Consider the following 23,626-nt stretch of genomic DNA (forward strand, 5'->3'; position numbering starts at 1 on the left):
CGGCCGCGGTCAGCGGCCGAGGCGCGGGAAGGCGGCGGCCACCGGGGACGGTGGCCGCCGTCGGCACGTCAGGGCCCGTCGCAGCGGCGCGGGCACGAGCGCCTTGAGCGCGCTCGCGCTCCCGTCCGCCGCGCCCGTCGCGCCCGCGCGACGCAGGTCGCCCACGCGCCCGGTCGAGCGGATCCACGCGTCGAGGCGCTCCTGGCCGCGGGCCATCGCCGCGGCGTCGCGGTGCGCCTGGCCCTCGGAGTAGCGGTAGACGGCCAGCGGCTCGCGCAGCAGGTCCATCGGGTGGCCGGCGTCCAGGAGCCGGAGCCACAGGTCCCAGTCCTCGCTGGTGCGCGTGTCGGCCGGGAAGCCGCCGACGGCGCGTAGCGCGTCGGTCCGCACCGCGCATCCGACGTAGACGAAGTTGTGATCGGCCAGCGCGGCGAACTGCGCGTCGGCGCCGGCGGGCAGCGGCGTGGGCGGCGCGACGTCGTCGAGGACGGTGCGGCGCCGCACGCGGCCGTAGCGCTCGTCGTAGATGTAGGCGTCGCAGGCCACGAGCGCGACGTCGGGTCGCCGCTCCAGGCGGTCGAGCATGCGCTCGGCGTAGACGGGCAGCATGAGGTCGTCGGCGTCGAGGAAGGCGACGACCGGGCCGCGAGCCCGCCCGATCGCGCGGTTGCGCGCGGCCGACGGCCCCGCGTTGGCCTGCGTGAGCAGGACCACGCGCGCGTCGCGCTCGGCGCGGCGGGCGACCTCGGCGACCGTGGCGTCGGTCGACCCGTCGTCGACGACGAGCACCTCGATCTCGGTGACCGTCTGCGCCAGCGCGGAGTCGACGGCGGCGCCGATCGTCGCGGCGGCGTCGAACGCCGGCATGACGACGCTCAGGCGCGGCGCGGCGCTCACCGACGGCGCTCCCGCAGCGCGGCGTAGCGGTCCTCGTAGGCGCCGACCATCGCGTCGACGCTGAACGCGCTCGCCGCCAGCGCCCGGCCGTGGTCGCCCATCGCCGCCCGGCGCGCCGGGTCGGCCAGCAGCGCGGCGAGCGCGTCGCCCAGCGCCCGGCCGTCGTCGAGCGGGACGACCTCCCCCGCCCCGCCGGCCAGCAGCTCGCGCATGCCCTGCACGTCGGTGGAGAGCACCGGCGTCCCGGCCGAGAGCGCCTCCAGCGCGGCGATCGACAGGCCCTCCCAGTCCGAGGAGAAGACGAGGACGTCCGCGCGGGCGATCAGGTCGCGCGCGTCGGCGCGGGCGCCGGTGACGATCACGGAGCCGTCGAGGCCCAGCGCCGCGCGGCGGGCCGCGATCTCGTCGCGCAGCTCGCCGTCGCCGACGACCAGGAAGCGCGCGCCGGGCACCGCGGCGGCCGCGCGCGCGCCGGCGACCAGGAAGCGCGCGTGGTTCTTCTGGGGCACGAGCCGCCCGACGACCGCGGCGACCGGGCCGTCGCCGAGGCCCAGCTCGGCGTCCAGCGCGGCGCGGCGCTCCGCGGTCAGCGGGGCGACCGGCTCGACGGCGTTGTGCACGACGCTCGCCCGGCCGGCCGGGAAGCCGGCGGCGGTCAGCCGCGCGCGCAGGTCCTCCGACACGCAGGCGACGTGCGCGGCGCCGCGCAGCAGCCGGGCCGCGCGCGCGTACTCGTCGGGCAGCACGCCGTGGAAGGTCGACAGCACGGGCGCGGCGCCGCGGCCCGCGGCCCGCGCGGCGACCGCGGACAGGATGGTGGCCTTGACGTTCTGGGCGTGGACGACGTCCGGGCGCACGCGGCGCACCGCCGACGCGAGCTGGCGCGCGGTGCCCGCCGCGCCCGCCAGCGCGCGGCCGTGGTCGTCGAGATGCAGGCGCAGGTGCGGCACGCCGGCGAGGTCGGCGTCGCGCATGCCCGGCGGCGCGGCGAGCGCCACCTCGTGGCCGCGGGCGGCCAGGCCGGCGGCCAGCATCGCGACGACGCGCTCGGCGCCGCCGACGCCCATCCCCGGGCTGGTGAGCAGGATCCTCACGGGCGCCCGCCGGCCCGCAGGCGCTCGTACAGGCCATGGATCGCCTCCGCGTTGGCCGCGGCGGTGAAGCGCTCCTCGACCCGGGCGCGCGCGGCGCGCACCTGGCGGCGGCGCAGGTCGTCGTCGGCCAGCAGCCGCGCGACGGCCTCCGCGATCGCCGCGCTGTCGCCGGGCGCCACGAGCTGGGCGACCGAGTCGTCGGCGATCTCCGGGATGCCCCCGACGGTCGTCGTGACCACCGCCACGCCGGCGGCCATCGCCTCCAGCAGGCTCATCGGCGCGTTCTCGGCGTAGGACGCGATGACCAGCACGCGCAGGTCCTCCAGCGCTCGCGCGGACGGGACGAAGCCGGGGAACGCCACGCGGCCGGCCAGGCCCAGCTCGTCGCGCAGCGCCAGCAGCGCGTCGCGCTCCGGGCCGTCGCCGAAGACGGTCAGCGGCGCGGCGCCGTCGAGCCGCGCCGCGGCGCGCAGGAACACGTCGACGCCCTTCAGGGCGACCAGCAGCGCGAGCATCCCGACGCCGCCGTCGCGGTCCTCGCGGAAGGCGGGCGGCACGACGCCATTGGGCACGACGACGAGCTTGTCCGCCGGGTAGCCCAGGCGCGCCACCAGCTCGCCCGCGATCGTCCGCGACGGCGCGACGATCGCGTCCGCGCGGCGGCAGAGCCCGGCGTCCAGGCCGCGGTAGGCCAGGCGCGTGCGCAGGTCGTGGGTCTCGGTCCCGATCGGCGGCGGGTGGTAGGGGTCGGGCAGGCCGTGGACGGTGATGACCCGCGGCGCGCCGCGCCCGGGCCGCGGCGCCATCCGCAGCCACAGGTTCGCGCGCCGGTCGTGGCCGTGGACGACGTCGCAGCCGCGCGCGGCGCGCATCGTCGCCACGGCGGCGCGGGCGTCCCGGAAGCCGCGGTTGGGCACGAGCGCCACGTCGGCGCCCGTCGCCGCGAAGCGCTCGGCGACCTCAGCGAACGCGCAGACCGCGCGCACCTCCACCCCGCGCGCGACCAGGCCGCCGGAGAGCAGCAGCGCCTGCTCCACCGGACCGCCGCGGTCCAGCGTCGAGAGCAGCGCCGCCCTCACGACGGCAGCGGGAGCGAGCGGACGGGCGCGGGCCGCGGCGGCGGCGGCGCGGCGGACGCGCGCGGGGCGCGGCGCCGCGCGGCGCGCTCCGCGGACGTCTCGTGCTGGTAGGCGTCGCGCGCGACCACGCAGGCCAGCGCGCCCAGCAGCCAGAACGGCGTCGTCAGCTGCTCGCTCAAGAACGACGCCGAGACGATCGCGATGATCAACGCGGCCTGCAGCGCGGTGGCCAGCCGTTGCTCGTCGGTGTCGTCGGCCTCGGCCGCGCGGCGCTGCACGGAGCGCAGGATCAGCCACGCCCCGGCCAGGTAGGCCAGGAACAGCGCCAGCGCCGGCGCGCCGTCCTCGGCGAGGATCTCCAGGTAGCTGTTGTGCGTCACCGGCGGCCCGATGTTCTCCGGGTTGTTGCGCAGCAGCGGCAGCACCTCGGGCGGGAAGCGCTGCGGGCCGACCCCGAGCACCGGGTGGTCGATCGTCAGCAGCAGCGCCCCGCGCCAGAACGACTGGCGCGACACCTGGTTGGCGTTGGCGATGTGCGCCTTCTGGTGCAGCGCGCTGTCCAGCAGCGGCCGCCACAGAGTCAGCGCCAGCGCGGCCACCGCGACCAGCGCCAGGACGCCGCCGAGCAGCACCCGGATCGGCACGCGCCGGGTGACCAGCCCCCACGCCAGCAGCGCCGCGCAGCCGACGAGCGCGCCGCGCGAGAGCGTCGCGAGCATCGCGGCCGCGATCAGCACGAACGCGGCGGCCCACGGGAGCTTGCGGCCGCCCTTGAACGTCAGCAGGTACGCGCACAGCGGCAGCGTCGTGGCCAGCAGGTAGCCGAAGTCGTTGGGGTCCTCGACCGGGCCCGCGACGCGGCCGGTCGTCTTGCCGCCGAGGAACAGCAGGATCCCGTAGAAGGCGGCCAGCGCGACCGACCCCACGTAGACGCGCAGGACGCGCCGGACCTCGACCCGGCCGTCCACGAGCTGGACGACGAGGAAGAAGAACACGAAGAACAGCAGGTACCGGATCAGCTTCGTGACGCTGTCGGTGATGCCGGTCGAGGTGATCACCGACGCGCCGACCCACAGCGTGAACGCGGTCGCGATCCCCAGCAGCGCCGGCAGGTGCACGATCGTGCGCCGCTGGCCCGCGAGCTTCAACATGTAGGCCAACAGGACGATCGCGCCAACGGCCTTGACCGCCGACAGCGTCGCCGACGGGAACTGCAGCTCGTTCTCCCAGGGCAGGGCCGCGATCATCCCCAGCAGCGTCCACTCCGGCCGGGTGATGAGCACCCACAGCCCGCCCGCCGCGAAGATGACGCCGAGCACCAGCAGCGGGCTCGCGCCGACCAGCAGGCCGGTGAGCAGCCCGACCGCGATGGCCAGGACGTGGCCACCGCGCACGCGGTCGAAGGTGACGGCCCCCGCCATGAGCGGCCTACGCGTTGGCGTTGTCGCGCCCGAGCCCCGCCGGGATCGGCTGCGCGTTCTGCTGCGGCGAGATGTAGGGGCCGTAGCCGTAGGCCGCGATCTGCTCGCCGTCCTGGCTGTTGGCGAAGTTGACGATCGCGCCGATCAGGTTGGCGTGCGCGAAGCGCAGCTTGTCGACCGCGCTGACGATCGCGCTGGTCTGGCTGCGCTCGGCGCCGACGACGAACGCCGTGGCGTCGGCCGACGGCGCGATCACGCGCGCGTCGCTGACCGGCAGGACCGGCGGCGAGTCGATCAGCACGATGTCGGCGTCGGCCTTGACCTGGCGCAGCACGCGGCCGAAGCGCACGTGCAGCAGCTCGGCGGCGTTGGCCGAGATCGGCCCGCTGGTGAGGACGCGGACGTTGGCGTAGGCCGTCGGGCTGGGCTGGACGACCGTGTCGGAGATCGTCATCGCCGTCGACAGGCCGACGTCGTTGCGCAGCCCGAAGAGGTCGTGCTGACGCGGGCGGCGCAGGTCGGCGTCGATGACGACCGTGCGCACGCCGATCTGGCCGAGCGCGATCGCGAGGTTCGCCACGACCGTCGACTTGCCCTCGCCGGGCTTGGCGCTGGTGACCTGCAGGACGCTCCAGTCGCCGTCGCGCAGCAGCTCGACGTTCGTGCGCAGCGCGCGGTAGCTCTCCTGCAGGACCTCGTAGTCGCCCGTCTCCCAGACGAGCTGGGCGTCGGAGCGGGCCAGCGAGCGCTCGCGCGGCAGGCGGCCGAGGACCGGCAGCGCCGTCGCCTCGGTGACCTCGTCGCCGGTCTCGATCGTGCGGCGCATCCGCTCCAGCACCAGGGCCAGCAGGACGCCGGCGATCAGGCCGAGGAGGATCGCGACCGACAGGATCAGCGGCGGGCGCGGCTGGATCGGCGTGGCCGACGGGACCGCGGGGTTGACGATGCTCGGCACGAGCAGGCCGTTGTTGGCGAGGCGGTTCGACAGCGCCTGGGCGGCGGTGCGCGCCGTGTCGGCGGCGCCCTGCGGGTCGGTGTCGCGGCCGATGACGTCGAGGATGCCGCTGCCCGCGCCGGTCGAGGTCTCGATCTCGCCCGGCAGCGGGCGACCGAGCAGCTTGGCGGCCGCGTCCTTGTTCTCGCGGGACTTGGCGACGGCCGCGTAGGTCGACAGCAGCGCCGCGAGGTTGTCGGTCGGGACGTAGGTCTGGCCGCCCTTGGGGTCGGGCGTGAACGCGATCGTCGCCGTGGACTCGTACCGCTTGGGCTGCGTGAAGGCGTACGCGCCGGCCGCGAGCACGCAGGCGACCAGCGTCAGCGCCACGATCACGCGGCGCTTCCAGATGACACCCAGGAAGTCGTCGAACTGCATGAGGCCTCGAGTCTAAGTGGGGATCGTGAACGGGCGGGCCGCGACGAGCGTGCGGTAGACCGCCAGCCAGTCGGCCGCCATGCGGTCGGCGGAGTAGTGGGTACGGCGGTGGCGCTGGGAGGCGATCAGGCGCTCGCGGACGGCGGCGTCCTCGACGACCGCGCGCAGGAGCGCGACGGCCTCGTCCTCGGAGGCGCAGGTCTGGCCGGCGCCGAGCAGCTCCTCGCTGGGCGCGATGTCCGACGCGATGACGACGACGTCGCGCGCCATCGCCTCCAGCACGGCCATCGACTGCGCGTCCCAGGCGGTCCAGTGCAGCATCGCGGTGGCCGCGGCCAGCTCGCGGCGCGCGTCGGCGGCGTCCAGCCAGCCGGTGAGCGCCACGCCCGCGGCCTCCAGCGCGGCGACGCCGGCGGTCGACGCGTCGCCCGCGGCGCCGCCGATCCAGCGCACCTCGGCGACGTCGGACAGGCGCCCGAGGATCCGCGCGGCCTGCTCGGGCTGGTGCTGCGGGCCGACGCGGCCGAGCGCGACGACGCGCGGGACCGGGCGCTCGGGCGGCGTCGGCTCGTGGCCGGGATCCAGCTCGGGCAGGCCGTTGGCGACGACGCTCACGCGCGGCGCGCGGATGTCCCGCGAGGCCTGCGCGGCCTCGCTGCGCGACACGGCGCCGACCAGGTCGACGCGCCGGGCGATGACGGCCTCGAAGAGGCGGTAGGCCAGCAGGCGGGCGCCGCCGTCGCCGGCGCGCGAGAACGAGTAGCCGTGCGGCGAGTAGACGCGCGCGGTCCCGCGGCCGAGGGCGAGCGCGCCGACGGCGCCGGCGAAGGTCGAGTGCAGGTGGACGACGTCGGGGCGCACGTCGCGGACGAGGCGGCGCAGGGCGACGGCGGCGCGCAGCTGCTCGACGATCGTGCGCCGGCGCCACGGCAGCGCGACGACCCGCACGCGCTCGTCGAACCGCCCGCGCACGTCGTCGGGCGTCTCGGGCCGCACGCCGTGGGCGACGATGACCTCGTGGCCATGGTCGGCCAGGCGCTCGCTCAGCGCCGAGACGACCGCGAGCACGCCCGTGGCCAGCGACTCGGCGACGTGCAGGACGCGCAGCGGGCGGTCGCCGTCGGCGGTCGGCGCCGCGTCGGCGCCGCCGTCGTGGCGGGCCAGCTCGCGCTCGATCGCCGCGTCGAGGAAGCGCTGGACCTCGCGCTGCAGCGGCAGCGGCTCGAGCGTGTGGGCGCGCGGGACGTCCTGGAGCGTCTCCAGCTCGACGTGCGGGTCGGCCGCCAGCCGGGCGAGGTCGCCGGAGGCCTCCAGCTCGTCGCGGAAGGGCTCGCCCGGGCTGAAGACGATGCTCACGCGCTGGTCGGAGGCGGCGATGCCCTCCAGCGCGGCGTCCAGCGGCGGCGCCTCGTGGCGGCGGCGCAGCTTCTGGCGCGCGGTGCTCACGGCGCCGCGGGCGAAGATCCCGGCCAGTTGGCGCGCGCGGGCGACGCTGACGCCGCCGCGCAGGACCTTGCGCCACAGCGTCAGCGTGCGGATGTTCGACAGCGCCTCGCGCTCGCGCGCCAGCGCGGCCATCGGCCCGCCGAAGAACAGGCCCGGGTTGACGATCAGCCCGGCCGAGACGCGCGGGTCGGCGCGCAGCGCCTCGAAGGTCCAGTAGCCGCCGGAGCAGAGGCCGCCGAGGATGAAGCGCTTGGGGCGGACGGCGTCCTGCAGCGCGGCGAGCGTCTCCTGCAGCTGGACGGCCAGCTGCGGGTGGAAGTGCGCGTGGAGGTCGTAGACGCCCGGCTGCTCGGCGTCCTGGGGCTCGGCGTCGAGGTCGCCGACGCGGGCGAGGTCGATGCGCAGCGACGGGACGCCGCGCGCCGCCCAGCGGCGCGCCAGCTCCAGCCACATGCGGTTGTGGCCGACGCGGCGCAGGGCGCCGGGGTGCAGGAGCACGAGGCAGGTGTCGGAGACCGGCTGCCCCGCGGCGGGCTCGGCGAGGATGCCGAGCATCGCGACGCCGGCGGCGTCGACGGTGAACGGGCGCTCCTCGATCGTGACGCCGTCGACGTCGATCTCCAGGCGCAGGTCGGAGGGCGGCGCCTCGCCGTCGTAGGGCTGCGCGGTGCCGCGGGCCAGCCAGGCGCCGACGGCGGCGATCGTCGCGTACGGCGTGCGGGCCTCCGACGGCTGCATCAGCAGGTCGCCGTAGCCGTCGCCGGGCAGCGTCTCGACCTCGGCGCCGGCCGCGGCCAGCGCCTCGGCCAGCCGCGCCTCGGGCTCGACGCCGTCGCGGCCGAGCAGCAGCGCGCGCCGGGCGAGCGCGCCGTCGAGCGGCGTCGCGGCGAGGTCGAGCGCGGTGAGCGCCGCGACGGTCTCGGCGCTGAGCAGCGCGCCGGCGGTCATCAGCGCGCCCTCGGGCACGCCGTCCATCAGCTGCTCGGAGGTCGCGCCGGCCGCGGCGGCCTGCATGCGCGAGAGCATCTTCAGCTCGCGGACGACCGTGCGACCGCGGGACGGGACGGCCCACAGCACGAGGTCGTCGATCGGCGCGCCGGCCGCGGCGGCGGCCGTGCCGACGACGCCGCCCAGGCCGATCCCGATCGCCGTGACGTGGCGACCGGTGGTGGCCGCCAGCCAGCGGGCCGCGTCGGCGGCGCCGGCGATCCAGGCGCCGAGCCGGTCGGGGTCGCGCGGGCCGCCGGGGCCGTCGCCGGTGCCGGGCAGGTCGACGCGCAGCGTCGGGTGGCCGTCGGCGGCCAGCAGCTGCGCCCAGTCGCGGCGCGGGCGGTAGGAGGTGGCGTCGGCGTTGCCGAACGGGCCGAGCAGCAGCACGGGCGCGCCCGGGGTCGCGCCGGCGGGCGCGTCGTGGAAGAGGCCGAACGTCGCCTGCGCCCCGGTGCCGACGTAGACGGGCCGCGGCTGAGCCGGCCGGCTCAGCGGCCGCGCATGCGCCATCGGGAAGTCAGCGACGTCCATCTTCCCTCCTATCGGCATGCGCGAACGGCGTCTGAAGGCGTGCACGGTGACGCCATGGCGTCGCACCGGAGTCCGGATCGGCGCATCCGCGCACCGTAGCGCCGGCCACCTAGACGACCCACCCGTCGCGTCCGGCGTCGTCCAGCGCGCGACGCATCTCGTCGCGCGCCGCGGCCGAGAGCGTCCGGTCCTCCGACGGGAAGCGGTCCTCGGGGAAGAACGGGCCGGCGTCGAGGCGGTCGCGCTGGCGCGCGAGGTAGTCCTCGACGCGGCCGATCTCGGCGGCGGGGTTGCCGGCGACCAGCGCGCCGGGCGCGACGTCGCGGGTGACGACGGAGCCCGCGGCGACGATCGCGCCGTCGCCGATCGTCACGCCGGGCATGATCAGGGCGCGCGCGCCGACGAAGACGCGGCGGCCGACGACCACGCGGCCCACGCGCGTGCGCCCGAGGTGGCGCTTCGTGCTCGCGTCGTGGGCCAGCAGGTAGGCCTGCGGCGCGATCGTCGTCTCGGCCCCGACTTCGATCAGCCACGGGAACGCGCCGTCGAAGACCACGCCGTCCTGGACCGAGACGTCCGGGCCGAGCTTCAGCCCGGCGGCCACCAGCCGATCGAGGTCCTGGCCGCTGCGCACGTAGCGAGCGGCGCGGCGGGCGAGCGACTTGAGCATTCGCCGGAGGCTAGCCCGAAGCCGCCGCCACGGCGGGCGGCGGCTCCCGGCGACGCGTCGCACCTCGCCCCGCCTTCCCCCTTCGCGGTCTAGCGACGCGAGGCGAGGAAGAAGTAGATGAGCTGGCTCAGCGCGGCCACGAACGCGGCGACGTAGGTCCACGCGGCGGCGTCGAGCACCCGCTTGGCGCCGGTCAGCTCGTCGGCCTCCAGCAGCCGGCCGTCGTTGAGCGCGACCAGCGCGCGCTTGGACGCGTCGAACTCGACCGGCAGCGTGATCAGCTGGAAGATCACGATCGCGGTGAACAGCGCCAGGCCGATGTTCGTCAGGCCGGTGGCGCCGAGGATCAACCCGATGAAGATGGCCGGGATCGCGAACGACGAGCCGATCGAGGCGACCGGGACGAACGTCTGGCGGACGCGCATCGGCACGTAGTTGCGGGCGTCCTGCACGGCGTGGCCGGCCTCGTGCGCCGCCACGCCGAGCGCGGCCACCGTCGAGGCCTCGCCCACGTCGGGGCTGAGGTTCAGCGTGCGGTTGCGCGGGTCGTAGTGGTCGGTCAGGCGGCCGGGAACCTCGCGGATCTCCACGCCCTGCAGGCCGGAGGAGCGGACGACGGCCGCGGCCGCCTGAGCGCCGGTCATCCCGTTGCGGACGGGGACCTTGCTGTAGTGCTCGAACGTGCGCTTGACCTTGCTCTGCGCCCACAGGCCCATCGCCAGCGGGACGATCATGGTCAGCAGCCACACCAACGTGAGGTTGGACATGGCCTTGACGGTAGGCCGATGGGCTTAGGCCAGAATAAGCACGCAGCAGCGCTGCCTAAACGGGCACCACGCCGTTGCGCTTCCAGGGCCGGTCGACGCGCTTGCCCTCGGCCATCTCCAGCGCGCGGCAGATCGTCGGGCGGGTCTCGCGCGGGTCGATCACGTCGTCGATCATCGCGTTCTTGGCCGGGATGTAGACGTCGATGATCTTCCTGTAGGCGTCGATCAGCTCCCGCTTCTCGGCGGCCGGGTCCTCGGCCGCCTCGACCTGCTTGCGGAAGACGATCTCGACCGCGCCCTCGGCGCCCATCACCGAGATCTCGGCCGACGGCCAGGCGACGATCAGGTCCGGCTCGTAGGCGCGGCCGTTCATCACGTAGTAGCCCGCTCCGTAGCCCTTGCGCAAGACGACCGTGACCTTCGGGACGGTCGCGTTGGCCACGGCGTAGAGCATCTTCGCGCCGTGGCGGATGATCCCGCCCTCCTCGACCTTCGACCCCACCATGAAGCCCGGCACGTCCATCAGGAACACGAGCGGGATCCCGAAGGCGTTGCAGAGGTTGACGAAGCGCGCGGCCTTGTCGGCCGAGTCGTTGTCGAGGATCCCGCCGAGCTGCTTGGGCTGGTTGGCGACGATGCCCGCCGGGCGGCCGCCGAAGCGCGCGAAGCCCGTGATGATGGTCTTGGCCCACTGCGGCTTCATGTCGAAGAACTCGCCGTCGTCGACGATCTTCTCGATGACGTCGTACATGTTGTAGGGCTTGCGGTTGGACTCCGGCAGGACGTCGAGCAGCGCCTCGTCCCCGCGGTCGATCGGGTCGCCCGTCTCCCGCACCGGCGGCGCGGCCTCGTTGTGGGAGGGCATGAACGACAGGTAGGCCTTGATCTTCTCGATGCAGTCGCGGTCGTCGGCGACCTCGAGGTCCCCCACGCCGGACTTGCGGCAGTGGACCCGGGACCCGCCCAGCTCCTCCTGGGTGACGTCCTCGCCGACCGCCGCGCGCACGAGGTGCGGGCCGGCCAGCGCCATCGAGCCGCGGCCCTTGACCATCGGGACGAAGTCGGCCAGGCCCGGGATGTAGGCGGTGCCCGCCGCGCACGGGCCCATCAGCGCCGCGACCTGCGGGATGACGCCGGAGGCCACGACCTCCTCGCGGAACAGGTGGCCGGAGCCCGCGAAGAGGCTGCCGACCGCCTCCTGGATCCGCGCGCCCGCCGAGTCCAGCAGCCAGACCATCGGCATGCGCTTGGTGAGCGCCAGCTCGCGCAGGCGCGCGACCTTGATCTCGCCGGTCATGCCCATCGACCCGGCCATCACCGTGAAGTCGTAGGCCGCGATCGCGACCATCCGCCCGTCGACCTTGCCGTAGCCGGTGATCACGCCGTCCGCCGGCGCGTCCTTGTCCTCCAGCCCGCGGACCGAGTAGTGGATCCCGGCGTGCAGGCCCAGCTCGCTGAACGTGCCGGCGTCGACGAGCAGGTCGATCCGCTCCCGCGCCGTCAGCTTGTCGGCCGCATGCTGCTTGGCGATCTTCTCCTCCCCGCCGCCGAGCCTGGCGGCGGCGCGCCGCTCCAGCAGCTCGTCGACGAGAGGGCGCAGCAGGGACGTGGGAACGTTGGTGACGTCGCTCATCAGAAGTAGGAAGTCCTACTTCCCACTTTGCGATCCGTCAAGGCGTGAGGAGGTTCGCAGGCCCGCGTCGGAGAGGCCGCCGGGCGCCGGGAAGGGCGAGGGCAGGATCGACGGGTCGAGGACGTCGAGGTCGAGGTGCACGAAGACCGGGCGGCCGCGCAGCGCGTCGGCCAGCAGGCCGGGGCGGCCGACGCGGGTCACGCCGCGGGTCTCCAGCAGGACGCCCTCCGGGCCCTCGACGTCGCGCAGGCCGCAGGCCACGACCGCGGTCGGGCCCTCCACCCGCTCCGAGGAGCGGCAGAGCATCCCGATGACGCTCAGCGCCCCGTCCACACCGGATCCCGCTTCTCGAAGAAGGCGGCCCGCTTTCGTCATCGGCCCCGCCAGACAGGGTCGCGCTTCTCGAAGAACGCGGCGACACCCTCCTGGATGTCCTCGGTCGAGAACGCCAGCGTGAGGTTGTGGTGCAGGTACTCCAAGGCCTCCGCGAACGGCATGTCCTGCTGGCGGTGCATGGCGTCCTTGCCCAGGCGCATCAACACGGGGGACTTGCCCGCCAGCCGCCCGGCCCACTCCGCCACGGCCGCGTCGAACTCGTCCTCGGCCACGACGCGGTTGACGATCCCGATCCGCTCGGCCTCCTGCGCGGAGATGCGGTCGCCGAGCAGCAGCAGCTCGTTGGTCTTCTTGCGCCCGACGTTGCGGTAGATCAAGGCCATGATCATGAACGGGAAGACCCCGACGTTGATCTCGGGCGTCCCGAACGTGACCCCGTCGCGCGCGACGATCAGGTCGCAGGCCAGCGCCAGCCCCAGGCCGCCGGCCAGGACGTGCCCGTTGGCCGCGCAGATCGTCGGCTTGCCCAGCTCGCCGATCAGCTGGAACAGCCGCGGGAAGCGATCGGTCCCGAAGTGCTTGTGGACGAGCGGCACGCCCTCGGCGAAGCCCGCCAGGTTGCCGCCGCTGCTGAAGACCTTCTCGTGGGTGGAGGTCAGCACGACGCAGCGCACCGCCGCGTCGTCGCGCGCGGCCCCGAACGCCGTCAGGAGATCATCCAGCACTTGGTCGGAGAGCGCGTTGCGCGTCTCGGGCTGGTCGAGCGCGATCGTCGCGACCCCGCGCTCGTCGACCTCGTAGCGGACCGTCTCGTAGCTCATGGCCGGGGAGCAAAGCACGCTCCCGCCCTCCGCGGGTGCTCCCATTCGGAACACGCGTGCTCCAGATCGTCATCGGTGAGCGTCTGTGCGCCACGCTCGGGCCAGTTCGGCCAACCCCGGGAAGGACCTGGGGGCCGAGGAGGAACAGAGCGTTCACACGCCGTGCTCCGCTACGGCACCATTGGACCCCAGTCATGAACGACGCCACCTCCGACGCCCGGCTGCGCTCCGACGCCCGCCGAAACCGCCGCACGGTCCTCGATGCGGCGGTCGCGCTCCTGGCGAAGCGCCCCCAGGCCACGATGCAGGAGGTCGCCGACGCCTCAGGGCTCGGCCGCACGACCGTCTACCGGCACTTCCCGCGCCGCCAAGACCTGATCGACGCGCTCTACGACCAGGTCCTCACCGAGTCCGCCCAGACCGTGCACGACGCGATCGAGGCGGCCGGCAACGCGCGCGAGCTGCTCTGCGACCTCGGCGCGCGGATCATCGCCATCGGCGACCGCTACCGCTTCCTGGACGCCCACCCCGAGCTGCGCGAGCGCACGCTGGCGGGCGCCGGCGACGACCGCGAGGGCGCCGATCCGCTGCAGGACTACCTCGCGGCCGCCCAGGGGCGCGGCGAGATACGCCGCGACGTCCCGGTCAGCTGGATGCTCACGAGCCTGCGCGGGCTGGCGGTCGTGGCGATGTTCGAGGTCAACGCCGGTCGGATGGACGTCGAGGAGGCGGCCAAGCACGTCGGCGAGACGTGCGCCACGGCGTTCGCGACGACCGCGGGGAACCACGTCGGCGTGAGCTGAAAGTAGGACGTGCCACTGTTTACTTTTGGCCGGCGGGCCAGTACGGTCCGCCCATGGCCACCGCTGACAGCGTCCTGAAGCCCGACCACGGCGCGGCACGCAAGCACTTCATCTTCACCGACGAGCACGAGCAGCTCCGCGAGTCGGTCCGCGCCTTCGCCCAGAAGGAGCTGGCGCCCCACGCCGAGGAGTGGGAGGAGACGACGTTCCCGGACTCGGTCTTCCCGCGCTTCGGCGAGCTCGGCTTCCTCGGCCTCGACAAGCCCGAGCAGTACGGCGGCCAGGGCGGCGACTACTACACCGCGCTCGTCCTCGCCGAGGAGATGGTCCACGCGCGCTCCGGCGGCCTGGCGATGGGCATCGCCGTCCACACCGACATGGCGATGCCGCCGATCCTCGCGTTCGGCACCGAGGAGCAGAAGCAGGAGTGGGTCGTGCCCGCGATCAAGGGCGAGAAGATCCTCTGCCTCGGCATCACCGAGCCCGACGCGGGCTCCGACGTCGCCGGCATCAAGACCCGCGCGGTCTACGACGAGGCCACCGACGAGTACGTCATCAACGGCTCCAAGACCTACATCACCAACGGCCATCGCGCCGACGTCATCGTGTTGGTCACCAAGACCGACCCGGACGCCGGCCACGGCGGCATCACGCTGTTCCTGGTGCCGATGGACACGCCCGGCGTGATTCGCGAGAAGCGCTTGGAGAAGCTCGGCATGCACGCGTCCGACACCGCGCTGCTGGCCTTCCAGGACGTGCGCGTCCCGTCCTCGGCCGTCCTCGGCGAGAAGGGCAAGGGCTTCTACCACATCAGCTGGGAGCTTCAGGGCGAGCGGCTGATCGGCGCCGCGGGCTGCGTGGCCGGCGCGCAGAACTGCTTCGACATGACGTTGAAGTACGCCAACGAGCGCAACGCGTTCGGCCGCTCGATCGGCAAGTTCCAGGTCATCCGCCACAAGTTCGCCGAGATGGCCGTGAAGATCGAGACCGCGCGCCAGATGGTGTACACGACCGCGTGGCGCTTCAACAACGGCGAGTACCCCGTGCGCGAGATCTCGATGGCCAAGCTGTACGCCTCGCGGATCGCCGTCGAGGTCGCCGACGAGTGCATCCAGATCCACGGCGGTGCCGGCTACATGAAGGAGTACGGGGTCGAGCGCGTCTGGCGCGACCTGCGCCTCAACCGCATCGGCGCGGGCACCGACGAGATCATGTTGGAGGTCATCGGCCGCTCGTACGGTCTGTGAGCGTCTTCGCCGACGAGCACGAGGCGCTGCGCGAGTCCGCGCGGCGCTTCGTGCTCGCCGAGCTGCGCCCGCACGCGCGGGAGTGGGAGCGGGCGCGGTGGTTCCCCGACGAGGTCTTCGGCCGCTGCGCCGAGCACGGCTTCCTCGGGCTGAAGTACCCGGAGGAGTACGGCGGCCAGGGCGGCGACTACGTCCACGAGGCGGTCTTCGCCGAGGAGCTGGCCCACTGCGGCAGCGGCGGGCTGGCGGCCGGGATCGGCGCGCACGTCAACATCGCCACGCCGCCGATCTTCAAGTTCGGCACCGCCGACCAGAAGGAGCGCTACCTGCGCCCCGCGATCGCGGCCGAGAAGATCGCGGCGCTGGCGATCACCGAGCCCGACGCGGGCTCCGACGTCGCCGGCATCAAGACGCACGCCCGGCGCGTCGACGGCGGCTGGGTGCTCAACGGCTCCAAGATGTTCATCACCAACGGGGTGCGCGCGCACTTCTGGGTGACCGCGGCCAAGACGACCGGCGAGGGCGGCCACCACGGGCTGTCGTTCTTCATCGTCGACCGCCAGGACGGGGTCAAGCCGTCCAAGATCGAGAAGATGGGCTGGCACGCCGGCGACACCGCGCTGATCGCGCTGGACGACGTCTTCGTGCCCGACGAGAACCTGCTCGGCGGCGAGAACCAGGGCTTCTACCTGATCATGGCCAACTTCCAGTGGGAGCGGCTGGTGATGGCGCTGGGCGCGGTCGGCGCGATGCAGGTCGCCTACGACAAGACCGTCGAGTTCGCCAAGCAGCGCAACGCGTTCGGCCGCCCGCTGACCGGCTTCCAGACGCTGCGCCACAAGCTCGCCGACGTCGCGACGACCGTCCACACCTCGCGCGTGGTGACCTACGACGCCCTGGAGCGCTTCGTGCGCACCGAGGGCGACGCGGTCAAGGAGGTCACGATGGCCAAGCTCGCCACCCAGCGCGCCTGCTTCGACGTCATGGACACCTGCCTGCAGATCCACGGCGGCGCGGGGTACATGGAGGAGTACGAGATCGAGCGCATGGCCCGCGACGCGCGCCTGGGCCCGATCGGCGGCGGCACGGACGAGATCATGCGGGAGATCCTCGCCAAGGTGTTGGCGCTCTAGACCCCGTCCCGGTGGGTACGTCCGCCGGAAGTGAGCACCTCGCGCGTCAACGCCGGCGAGCGCCGGCTGCTGTTGGTCCTGGGTCTGCCGACGTTCGCCTACGCGCTGGCGACGACGGTCGCCACGACCTACCTGCCGGTGCTCGCGCAGGAGTTCACGCGCTCCTCGACGGTGATCGGCCTGCTGATCGCCGTCGAGGGGATCATGGCGCTGCTGCTCGCGGTGCCCGCGGGCGCGCTGAGCGACCGCGGCCGCAGCCGGCTGCCGTTCGTGGAGTGGGCGTCGCCGGTGCTCGTCGTCGCGCTGGCGCTGATGGGGCTGGCGGCGTCGCTGCCCTTCGCGCTCGTCGTCGTGGTCGTCTTCTTCGGCGCCTACTTCGTCGCCTACGAGCCCTATCGCGCGCTCTACCCCGACATGGTCGACGACCGGATCACCGGGCGCGCCCAGTCGACGCAGGCGCTGTGGCGCGGCCTGGGCACGATCATCGCGATCGCGACCGGCGGCGCGCTGCTGACGCTCGGCGACGCGGTCCCGTTCGTAGCCGCCGCGGCCGTGACGACGCTGACGATCGCGACGTTCCTGATGCTGCTGCCGCGCGAGCGCGCCGAGCACGAGCCCAACAAGTCGACCTCGCTGCGCGACGACGTCGCGCGCCTGTGGTCCACCGTGCGCCGGCGCGGCGACCTGCGCGCGTTCATGGTGGCCAACGGCCTGTGGGAGCTGTCGCTGGGCGCGACGAAGACGTTCATCATCATCTACCTGACGCGCGGGCTCGGCGTGTCGACCGGCCTCGCGGGCGTGGCCGTGGCGGCCACCGCGGTCTTCATCGCCGCCGCGACGCCGATCAGCGGCAAGCTCGCCGACCGCTTCGGCCCCGTGCCGGTCATGCGCGTCTCGCTGCTGATCTACGGCCTCGGGATGCTCGTGCCGTTCCTGGTGGCCAACAAGGTCGTGGTCGGCGCCATCACGCCGCTGGTCGGCTTCGGCGGCGGCGTCGTGATGACCCTCCCCTACGCGCTGCTGATCCCGCTCATGCCCGACGACGAGCACGGCCTGACGACCGGCCTGTACTCGGTCAGCCGCGGCATCGGCACCGCCCTGGGCCCGCTGCTGGCCGGCGTGGCCATCGGCGTCCTGGGCGGCGTGTTCACCAAGACCGGCGGCTACCAGGCGATGTGGGGCGTCTGCGCCGCCGCGATCCTGCTCAGCATTCCCGTGCTCGGGCGCTTGCGCGAGCAACGAGAGCGATAGCCGCGGGTCGCTCTCCATCCCGGTTCTGAGCCGATTGCGGGACAGAACCTGCATCGGTTGCGCGATCGCGCAACGCAGCACCGCCAGTCTTTTGCCCTTCCACGAAGCTCAGCGACGCTCAGCGGACTAGGGTCGGCAGGCGGGGGAGGTGTCGGGTCCAACTATCGGAGGAGTGTCCGTTCCCATGAAGCGCTTCACGCGCGGCGTCGCGCCGATCCTCGGCGTCCTGCTGCTCCTGCTGTCCATCGCGTCGGCGAGCGCGTTCGCCGCCGACAAGTACGTCGCCCTCGGCGACAGCTACTCCGCCGGCAACGGCGCCAACAGCACGAACCTCGACTCGAGCTGCAACCGCAACACCTATGCCTACCCCTACCTGCTCTCGCAGCAGAAGGGCTACGCGCTGACGTTCGTCGCCTGCGCCGGCGCGCAGACCGGCGACGTCATCAACAACCAGGTCGGCTCGATCACGTCGGACACGAAGCTCGTGACGATCACGATCGGCGGCAACGACATCGGGTTCACGAACCTGATCATCGCCTGCACGACGCTGGGCTGCTCCTCGCAGATCGCCTCGTCGCAGAACCAGATCAACACGCAGCTGCCCGCCAAGCTCGACGCGGCCTACAACGCGATCCGCGCCAAGTCGGCCACGGCGCAGGTCGTGGTGCTCGGCTACGGCCGCCCGTTCGCCTCGCCGCCGAAGACGTGCCTGGCGGCGACCGGCGTCTCGTCCTCGGAGGAGACCTCGCTGACCGCGCTGGTCGACAGCCTCAACGCCACGATCAAGGCCCGCGCGCTCGCGCACGGGTTCAGCTACGCCGACGTCAACCCCTACTGGTCGGGCCACGACGTCTGCGCGAGCAACCCGTTCACCAACGGGCTGACGCTCCTGCACACGGCCGACAGCTACCACCCGACGCGCAACGGCTACGCCAACGGCGACGTGCCGGCGATCCGGGCGATCGTCGGCTAGCGCTCCGCGGGCGCGGGCCACAGGGCCCGCGCCCGCAGCGCCAGCTCCAGCTCCAGGCGGCCCTCGCCGCGGGACATGCGGTCGCCGAGCAGCTCGCGCAGCTGCGCGACGCGGTAGCGGACGGTCTGCGTGTGCACGTGCAGCTGCTCCGCGGCGGGGCGGATCTCGCCCTGGTGCTCCAGCCACGCGGAGAGCGTCTCGACCAGCCGCTCGCGCGCGGCCTCGGGCGCGACCGACAGCGGTCCGTCGAGCACGTCGGCGACCAGGCGGCGCGCGACGTCGGCGTCGCCGAGCAGCAGCAGGTCGACGCGGTGGTCCTCGGAGCGGACCGGGCCGTCGTCGGCGAGGTCCAGCGCCCGCTCGGCCAGGCGCGCGCTGGCCGCGGCGGCGCTCGGCGCCACGACCGGGCCGACCCCGGCGCGGACGTCGCCCAGCGCCTGCAGGACCGCGCCGCGGCGGCCCGGGCCGTCGGGGTCGCCGACGAGCGCCCAGCCGGTCCCGTCCACGCGCGCGACCAGCGCGTCGGGCGGCAGCCGGGCGGCGACGCGGGCGCTGCGCTCGTCGCGGAACGCGATCACCAGCAGCGACGCGGGCACGCGCCAGCCGGCGTCGGCCGCCGCGCCGGTCAGCTCGGCGTCCGACGGCGGCGCCTCGCGGCGGACCGCCAGCTCGACGAGGCGACGGCGCGCGTCGACGCGCTCGACCGCGGTCAGCGACTGCTCGTAGGCGTAGCCCTCGACGGTCGCCGCGCAGAGCCGGTCGATGTAGATGAAGATCGCGTCGGCCAGCGCGTACAGCGCGCGCGGCTCGACGCCCGCGTCGTCGCCGGTCTCGACCATCAGCCGCCACGCCCGCTGCGCGCCCGCGCGGTAGGCGGCCAGCACCGAGCCGACCGAGCGGCCCGCGCGGACCTCGCTGCGGCCGAAGGCGAAGAACACGTCGTGCCGGGGCAGCCGCTCGTCCTGGCGCTCGGACTCCAGCAGGTCCAGGAACCCGCAGATCCCCTGGTGGACGCCGTCGCGCACGTCCAGCCGGCCGCCCCACCACTCCTGAAACGGCGGCACCGCGTCGACCACGCTCTCCAGCACCTCATCGGTCAGGCGGTCGATCGTGGGCCGCAACACGCCCACGACCGCCGCCCGGACCTGCTGCGACTCCACGACCCTCTCCTCCTGCGAAAGCCCGGGGCGACCGTACCCCAGTCCCGCGCGCGCGTGGGAGAAAACTCCCTGCGCGATGGCTCACTAGGATCCGGCGAACCTGACGCAGGGTTCAATTTCGAAGAAGGAGACGCGCATGGGAGTCCTCGACGACAAGGTGGCGATCGTCACCGGCTCGGCCCGCGGCATCGGCCGGGCGACGGCGGAGCTGCTCTCCGCCCAGGGCGCCAAGGTCGTCATCAACGACCTCGACGGCGACGTCGCCAACCAGACCGCCTCGGAGATCGCCGGGGAGACCGCGGTCTTCGCCGGGGACCTCACCAAGGGCGACGCGCCCGACCAGCTCGTGCGGACGGCGATCGACGCCTGGGGCAAGGTCGACATCATCGTCAACAACGCGGGCTACACGCTGGACGCGCCCGTGCACAAGCTCTCCGACGACTGGTGGGAGCGCATGCTCGCGATCCACCTGACCGTCCCCTTCAAGGTCATCCGCGCCGCCGCGCCGCACCTGCGCGAGCCCGCCAAGAAGGAGCGCGAGGAGGGCGTCGAGGTCTTCCGCAAGATCGTCAACGTGTCCTCGACGTCGGGCATGTTCGGCAACGCCGGGCAGGCGAACTACGCCGCCGGCAAGCTCGGCGTGGTCGGCCTGACCAAGACCATCGCCAAGGAGTGGGGCCAGTTCAAGGTCAACTGCAACGCGGTGGCCTTCGGCTTCATCGAGACGCGCCTGACGGCGTCCAAGGACGACGCCAACCAGATGGAGATCGACGGCGAGAAGGTCCAGCTCGGCATCCCGGACCAGCTGGCGCAGATGGGCAAGATGCTGATCCCGCTCGGTCGCGCGGGCACGCCGGAGGAGGCCGCGGGCGGCATCTTCTTCCTGTGCTCGCCGTGGAGCAACTACGTGCACGGCCAGGTGCTGAACATCACCGGCGGCCAGATGACGGGGATGGCCTTCTAGGCCTCGACGCGGGTAGCCTCGTGCGGCATGAAGGTCATTCGACCGAACGTCCCGCCGCACGAGGAGCCGCGTGGCGTGGTCGGCGGCCACGAGGTCTCGCGCGCGACGACCGGCAGCGAGAACCTGTTCATGGGGATCTTCCGGCTGCCGGCCGGCGCGGCCTCGCGGCCGCACTACCACGCCAACTGCGAGTCCGCCTGCTACATGCTGCGCGGCCAGATGCGGATCCGCTGGGGCGAGCGGCTGGAGAACGTGGTCGAGCTGGAGGTCGGCGACATGCTGTGGGTGCCGCCGCACGAGACGCACGTCCTGGAGAACCCGTCGGCCACCGAGGACGCCGAGTACGTGGTCGCCCGCGACTCGCCGACCGAGGACGCCGTCGAGGTGCCGTGGGCGCCGCGATGAGGATCCGGGTGCTGGAGGGCGGCTACGCGGTCTGCCGCCTGGGCGCGCTGGAGGAGACGCCGCCGACGCCGGAGCGCGGCGCGGGCTTCTGGTCGCTGACCGAGGTCGGTGAGGAGCGCTCGCTGGTGTGCCTCGAAGACCTGGTCGACGGCGCCTGGGCGGACGGCGCGACCGTCGTGCGCGGCTGGCGCATCCTCGAGGTGCTCGGCCCGCTGGACCTCGGGCTGACCGGCGTGATGGCCGCGCTGGCCGCGCCGCTGGCCGACGCGGGCGTGCCGATCTTCCCGATCGCCACGCACGACACCGACTGGATCCTCGTGCCGGGCGCGCAGCTGGGCGTGGCGCTGGACGCGCTGCGCGGCGCCGGGCACGAGACGACGGGCTAGCCGCCGCGCGCGCTCACGGGCGCGCGCACTCCTCGAGCTGCTCGAGGTTGTCCTCGACCTGCCGGCGGACCCGGTCGGGGACGCCGTTGGGCCAGCGCTCGGCCAGCGCCGCGGACAGGCGCCCGTCGTCCGGGAAGGCGATGGTCAGCGCGACCAGCGCGCGGTCGATCAGCCCGTCGTACCAGCCGTCGTCCAGCAGCTCCAGCAGCCGCGCGACCGCGCGCGGGTCGGCGCGCAGCGCGAGCGCGTAGAGCGCCTCGGCGGAGGTGTGGCGGTCCTCGTCGTGCAGCCGCACGGCGAGCGCGTCGAGGACGCGCGGTCCGGTGCGGTAGCCGAGGTGGCCGAGCGTGAACGTCGCCCAGTCGCGGATCTCGGCGATCGGGTCGGCCGACAGCGCGATCAGCGCGTCGATCGCGCGGTCGTCCTCGGCCTCGAAGGACAGGCCGTCGACCACGCCGCGGCGCACGAGCGGATGCTCGTGGCCGGCCAGCGCGATCAGCGACTCGAGCGCGCGCGGGTCGCGCAGGTGCATGAGCGCGGTCGCCAGCGCGGCGAGCACGTGCGGGTGGGTCTCGATCGCCAGGCGGTCCAGCAGCAGCGTCGCGCGCTCCGGACGGTCGGGCGCGTCGGGCCCGCCGACCTGCGCGAGCACGTCGACCGCCGCCTCGCGCACCACCGGGTCCTCGCTGACCAGCCGCCGCTCGGCGGCCGCTCGGACGGCCGCGGGATCCTCGTGGGCGTGCAGCGCCTTGATCGGCTCCCAGCGGTCGTCGAGGTCGCCGGAGTTCGCGACCGCCGCGGCGAAGAGCTCGTCGATCATGGCGCGACGGTCCCCGGCGCGAACGCGCAGCCGGTGAAGTAGTCGCCCGCGCGCGAGGCGAGGAAGGCCACCAGCTCGGCGCGCTGGTCGCCGGTGGCGCCGGCCCGTGGTCGGATCGCGGTCGTGCGGATCCCGAAGCGCGCCCACTCGACCGACAGCGTGCGGGCCGCGTTCTCCAGCGCGGCGCCGACGGCGTCGGCGTGCTCGCCGGCGTCGGCGCCGGGGGCGACGAGGATCGCCTTGCCGCCCTCGCGGTCGGCCTCGATCCAGGAGGCGACGGCGACCGCGCGCACGACGTTCCACGCGTCGTCGACCGCGACGCGCAGCCCGGGCACGCCGCCGCCGGCCGCCGCGAACGCCGACGCCGCGTCGACGACCAGCACGTCGATCGGCCCGAGCGCGCCGATCGCCGCCGCGACCGCGTCCTCGTCGGCGAGGTCGCCCTCGACCGTCACCACCCGCGCGCCGAGCGCGACCAGGCGCTCTCGCTCGACGGCGCCGTCCCCGCAGACGCAGGCCGTCAGGCCGTCCAGGACACCGGGACGCAGCACGTCGAGCATCCGCCGGACCCTACAACTAGGGTTCCGCACATGGCGTCCTCCCCCGGCGTGCGCGTCCACCCCCTGATGACCGCGCGGATGAAGGCGATGCCCGCGTTCTACGAGCGGCCGGGCGGGCCCAAGCCGCTGGCGATGGCGCGTGGCCTCGGCCTGCACGTGCCGCGCTCGAGGTGGTTCTGGCTGCCGATCCCGGCGTTCCTGCTGGAGCACCCGGAGGCCGGGCCGGTCCTCGTCGACACCGGGCTGCACGAGCAGGTCGCCACCGACAAGAGCGCGGCGCTCGGGCGCCTCGGCGGGCTCGCGTTCACCATCGACATGAAGCCCGAGTGGGCGGTGCCCCACCAGCTGCGCGCGCGGGGCGTCGACCCGGCCGACGTCGAGACCATCGTGATGACCCACCTGCACTACGACCACGCCAGCGGGCTGTCGCACTTCCCGCGCGCGACCGTGCACGTGGACGCGCGCGAGCACGCCGACGCGAGCGCGGGCAGGCTGATGGACGGCTACATGCCGCGGCTGCTGCGCACGCCGGGCCAGCGCTGGGAGACGTTCTCCCACGACGAGGAGGTCGTCGACCTGCTCGGCGACGGCACGATCCGGCTCCTGCGCACGCCCGGCCACACCTCCGGCCACCGCTCGGTCGCGCTGCGCCTGGCCTCCGGCGGCGACCTGCTGCTGACCGGCGACGCGGCGTACAACCTGCCGACGATCGAGCGGTCGCTGACGCCGCTGATGACCTGGAAGGACGACGCCTTCCGCGCGTCGCTGGCGCGCGTCCAGGCCTGGACGGCCGAGCACCCGGGCGCGCCCGTGATCCCGGGGCACGACCCCGAGACCTGGGCGACGCTGGCCGAGGTCTACGCCTAG

Annotated in this window: 23 protein-coding genes; 9 read left to right on the forward strand and 14 right to left on the reverse strand. The window is 73.9% G+C overall.

From position 1 onward, the window contains the following. Window positions 1–9: 9 nt before the first annotated feature. The 11 genes from VFG42_RS16575 to VFG42_RS16625 all read right to left on the reverse strand — a co-directional run bounded on the left by VFG42_RS16575 (window position 10) and on the right by VFG42_RS16625 (window position 13,057). Window positions 10–897, reverse strand: a complete 888-nt coding sequence (locus tag VFG42_RS16575) for a glycosyltransferase family A protein (protein ID WP_324909875.1) — start codon at window positions 895–897, stop codon at window positions 10–12. Continuing rightward, complete coding sequence (locus tag VFG42_RS16580) at window positions 894–1,991, reverse strand: glycosyltransferase (protein WP_324909876.1); 1,098 nt, start codon at window positions 1,989–1,991, stop codon at window positions 894–896. The genes VFG42_RS16575 and VFG42_RS16580 overlap by 4 nt, the downstream gene beginning before the upstream one ends. Further along, on the reverse strand, window positions 1,988–3,070 hold the full coding sequence (locus tag VFG42_RS16585; protein WP_324909877.1) for a glycosyltransferase family 4 protein: 1,083 nt from the start codon (window positions 3,068–3,070) through the stop codon (window positions 1,988–1,990). The genes VFG42_RS16580 and VFG42_RS16585 overlap by 4 nt, the downstream gene beginning before the upstream one ends. Then, complete coding sequence (locus VFG42_RS16590; protein ID WP_324909878.1) at window positions 3,067–4,491, reverse strand: O-antigen ligase family protein; 1,425 nt, start codon at window positions 4,489–4,491, stop codon at window positions 3,067–3,069. Before VFG42_RS16590 ends, VFG42_RS16585 begins: the two co-directional genes overlap by 4 nt. Before the next feature lie 7 nt (window positions 4,492–4,498). Then, complete coding sequence (locus VFG42_RS16595; RefSeq protein ID WP_324909879.1) at window positions 4,499–5,863, reverse strand: polysaccharide biosynthesis tyrosine autokinase; 1,365 nt, start codon at window positions 5,861–5,863, stop codon at window positions 4,499–4,501. A 12-nt stretch (window positions 5,864–5,875) separates the two neighbouring features. Then, window positions 5,876–8,830, reverse strand: coding sequence for a glycosyltransferase (locus tag VFG42_RS16600; protein ID WP_324909880.1), 2,955 nt, complete (start codon window positions 8,828–8,830; stop codon window positions 5,876–5,878). A gap of 109 nt (window positions 8,831–8,939) precedes the next feature. Beyond that, window positions 8,940–9,500 (reverse strand): acyltransferase, encoded by a 561-nt coding sequence (locus VFG42_RS16605; RefSeq protein WP_324909881.1) that lies wholly within the window; start codon window positions 9,498–9,500, stop codon window positions 8,940–8,942. An 89-nt stretch (window positions 9,501–9,589) separates the two neighbouring features. After that, window positions 9,590–10,267, reverse strand: coding sequence for a zinc metallopeptidase (locus VFG42_RS16610; RefSeq protein WP_324909882.1), 678 nt, complete (start codon window positions 10,265–10,267; stop codon window positions 9,590–9,592). Window positions 10,268–10,322: 55 nt separating this feature from the next. After that, the gene (locus tag VFG42_RS16615; protein WP_324909883.1) at window positions 10,323–11,900 is read right to left on the reverse strand and encodes an acyl-CoA carboxylase subunit beta; all 1,578 of its coding nucleotides are present in this window, start codon (window positions 11,898–11,900) and stop codon (window positions 10,323–10,325) included. Between the two features lie 15 nt (window positions 11,901–11,915). After that, window positions 11,916–12,233 (reverse strand): hypothetical protein, encoded by a 318-nt coding sequence (locus tag VFG42_RS16620; RefSeq protein ID WP_324909884.1) that lies wholly within the window; start codon window positions 12,231–12,233, stop codon window positions 11,916–11,918. 38 nt (window positions 12,234–12,271) lie between these two features. Continuing rightward, complete coding sequence (locus VFG42_RS16625) at window positions 12,272–13,057, reverse strand: enoyl-CoA hydratase/isomerase family protein (RefSeq protein ID WP_324909885.1); 786 nt, start codon at window positions 13,055–13,057, stop codon at window positions 12,272–12,274. Between the two features lie 194 nt (window positions 13,058–13,251). Here VFG42_RS16625 and VFG42_RS16630 point away from each other — a divergent pair, with 194 nt between their 5' ends. The 5 genes from VFG42_RS16630 to VFG42_RS16650 all read left to right on the forward strand — a co-directional run bounded on the left by VFG42_RS16630 (window position 13,252) and on the right by VFG42_RS16650 (window position 18,464). Then, the gene (locus VFG42_RS16630; RefSeq protein ID WP_324909886.1) at window positions 13,252–13,860 is read left to right on the forward strand and encodes a helix-turn-helix domain-containing protein; all 609 of its coding nucleotides are present in this window, start codon (window positions 13,252–13,254) and stop codon (window positions 13,858–13,860) included. 53 nt (window positions 13,861–13,913) lie between these two features. Next, entirely contained in the window at window positions 13,914–15,107 is a 1,194-nt protein-coding gene (locus VFG42_RS16635; protein WP_324909887.1) for an acyl-CoA dehydrogenase family protein, read from the forward strand. After that, a complete protein-coding gene (locus VFG42_RS16640) occupies window positions 15,104–16,240 on the forward strand; it encodes an acyl-CoA dehydrogenase family protein (protein ID WP_324909888.1) in 1,137 nt (378 codons plus the stop codon). The genes VFG42_RS16635 and VFG42_RS16640 overlap by 4 nt, the downstream gene beginning before the upstream one ends. A 30-nt stretch (window positions 16,241–16,270) precedes the next feature. Beyond that, entirely contained in the window at window positions 16,271–17,491 is a 1,221-nt protein-coding gene (locus tag VFG42_RS16645) for an MFS transporter (protein ID WP_324909889.1), read from the forward strand. Between the two features lie 184 nt (window positions 17,492–17,675). Beyond that, the gene (locus VFG42_RS16650; protein ID WP_324909890.1) at window positions 17,676–18,464 is read left to right on the forward strand and encodes an SGNH/GDSL hydrolase family protein; all 789 of its coding nucleotides are present in this window, start codon (window positions 17,676–17,678) and stop codon (window positions 18,462–18,464) included. Here VFG42_RS16650 and VFG42_RS16655 read toward each other — a convergent pair. Then, window positions 18,461–19,624, reverse strand: coding sequence for a helix-turn-helix domain-containing protein (locus VFG42_RS16655; protein ID WP_324909891.1), 1,164 nt, complete (start codon window positions 19,622–19,624; stop codon window positions 18,461–18,463). The genes VFG42_RS16650 and VFG42_RS16655 overlap by 4 nt on opposite strands. Before the next feature lie 136 nt (window positions 19,625–19,760). Between VFG42_RS16655 and VFG42_RS16660 the strand changes: the two genes are divergently transcribed. The 3 genes from VFG42_RS16660 to VFG42_RS16670 are packed head-to-tail and all read left to right on the forward strand — an operon-like array spanning window position 19,761 to window position 21,379. Beyond that, entirely contained in the window at window positions 19,761–20,588 is an 828-nt protein-coding gene (locus VFG42_RS16660) for an SDR family NAD(P)-dependent oxidoreductase (protein ID WP_324909892.1), read from the forward strand. Between the two features lie 27 nt (window positions 20,589–20,615). Beyond that, a complete protein-coding gene (locus VFG42_RS16665; RefSeq protein WP_324909893.1) occupies window positions 20,616–20,993 on the forward strand; it encodes a cupin domain-containing protein in 378 nt (125 codons plus the stop codon). Beyond that, window positions 20,990–21,379: an ACT domain-containing protein gene (locus tag VFG42_RS16670; protein ID WP_324909894.1), complete on the forward strand. Its 390-nt coding sequence runs from the start codon at window positions 20,990–20,992 to the stop codon at window positions 21,377–21,379. The genes VFG42_RS16665 and VFG42_RS16670 overlap by 4 nt, the downstream gene beginning before the upstream one ends. A gap of 13 nt (window positions 21,380–21,392) precedes the next feature. Here VFG42_RS16670 and VFG42_RS16675 read toward each other — a convergent pair whose 3' ends face one another. Then, window positions 21,393–22,199 carry a HEAT repeat domain-containing protein gene (locus VFG42_RS16675; protein ID WP_324909895.1) on the reverse strand — a complete coding sequence of 269 codons (807 nt, stop codon included), beginning with the start codon at window positions 22,197–22,199 and terminating at the stop codon, window positions 21,393–21,395. Beyond that, window positions 22,196–22,759, reverse strand: a complete 564-nt coding sequence (locus VFG42_RS16680; RefSeq protein ID WP_324909896.1) for a hypothetical protein — start codon at window positions 22,757–22,759, stop codon at window positions 22,196–22,198. Before VFG42_RS16680 ends, VFG42_RS16675 begins: the two co-directional genes overlap by 4 nt. Before the next feature lie 30 nt (window positions 22,760–22,789). Between VFG42_RS16680 and VFG42_RS16685 the strand changes: the two genes are divergently transcribed. Next, complete coding sequence (locus VFG42_RS16685) at window positions 22,790–23,626, forward strand: N-acyl homoserine lactonase family protein (protein ID WP_324909897.1); 837 nt, start codon at window positions 22,790–22,792, stop codon at window positions 23,624–23,626.

Origin of the sequence: Baekduia sp. (genome assembly GCF_035685985.1) — a bacterium.
In the GTDB taxonomy this organism is placed as follows: Bacteria; Actinomycetota; Thermoleophilia; order Solirubrobacterales; family Solirubrobacteraceae; genus Baekduia.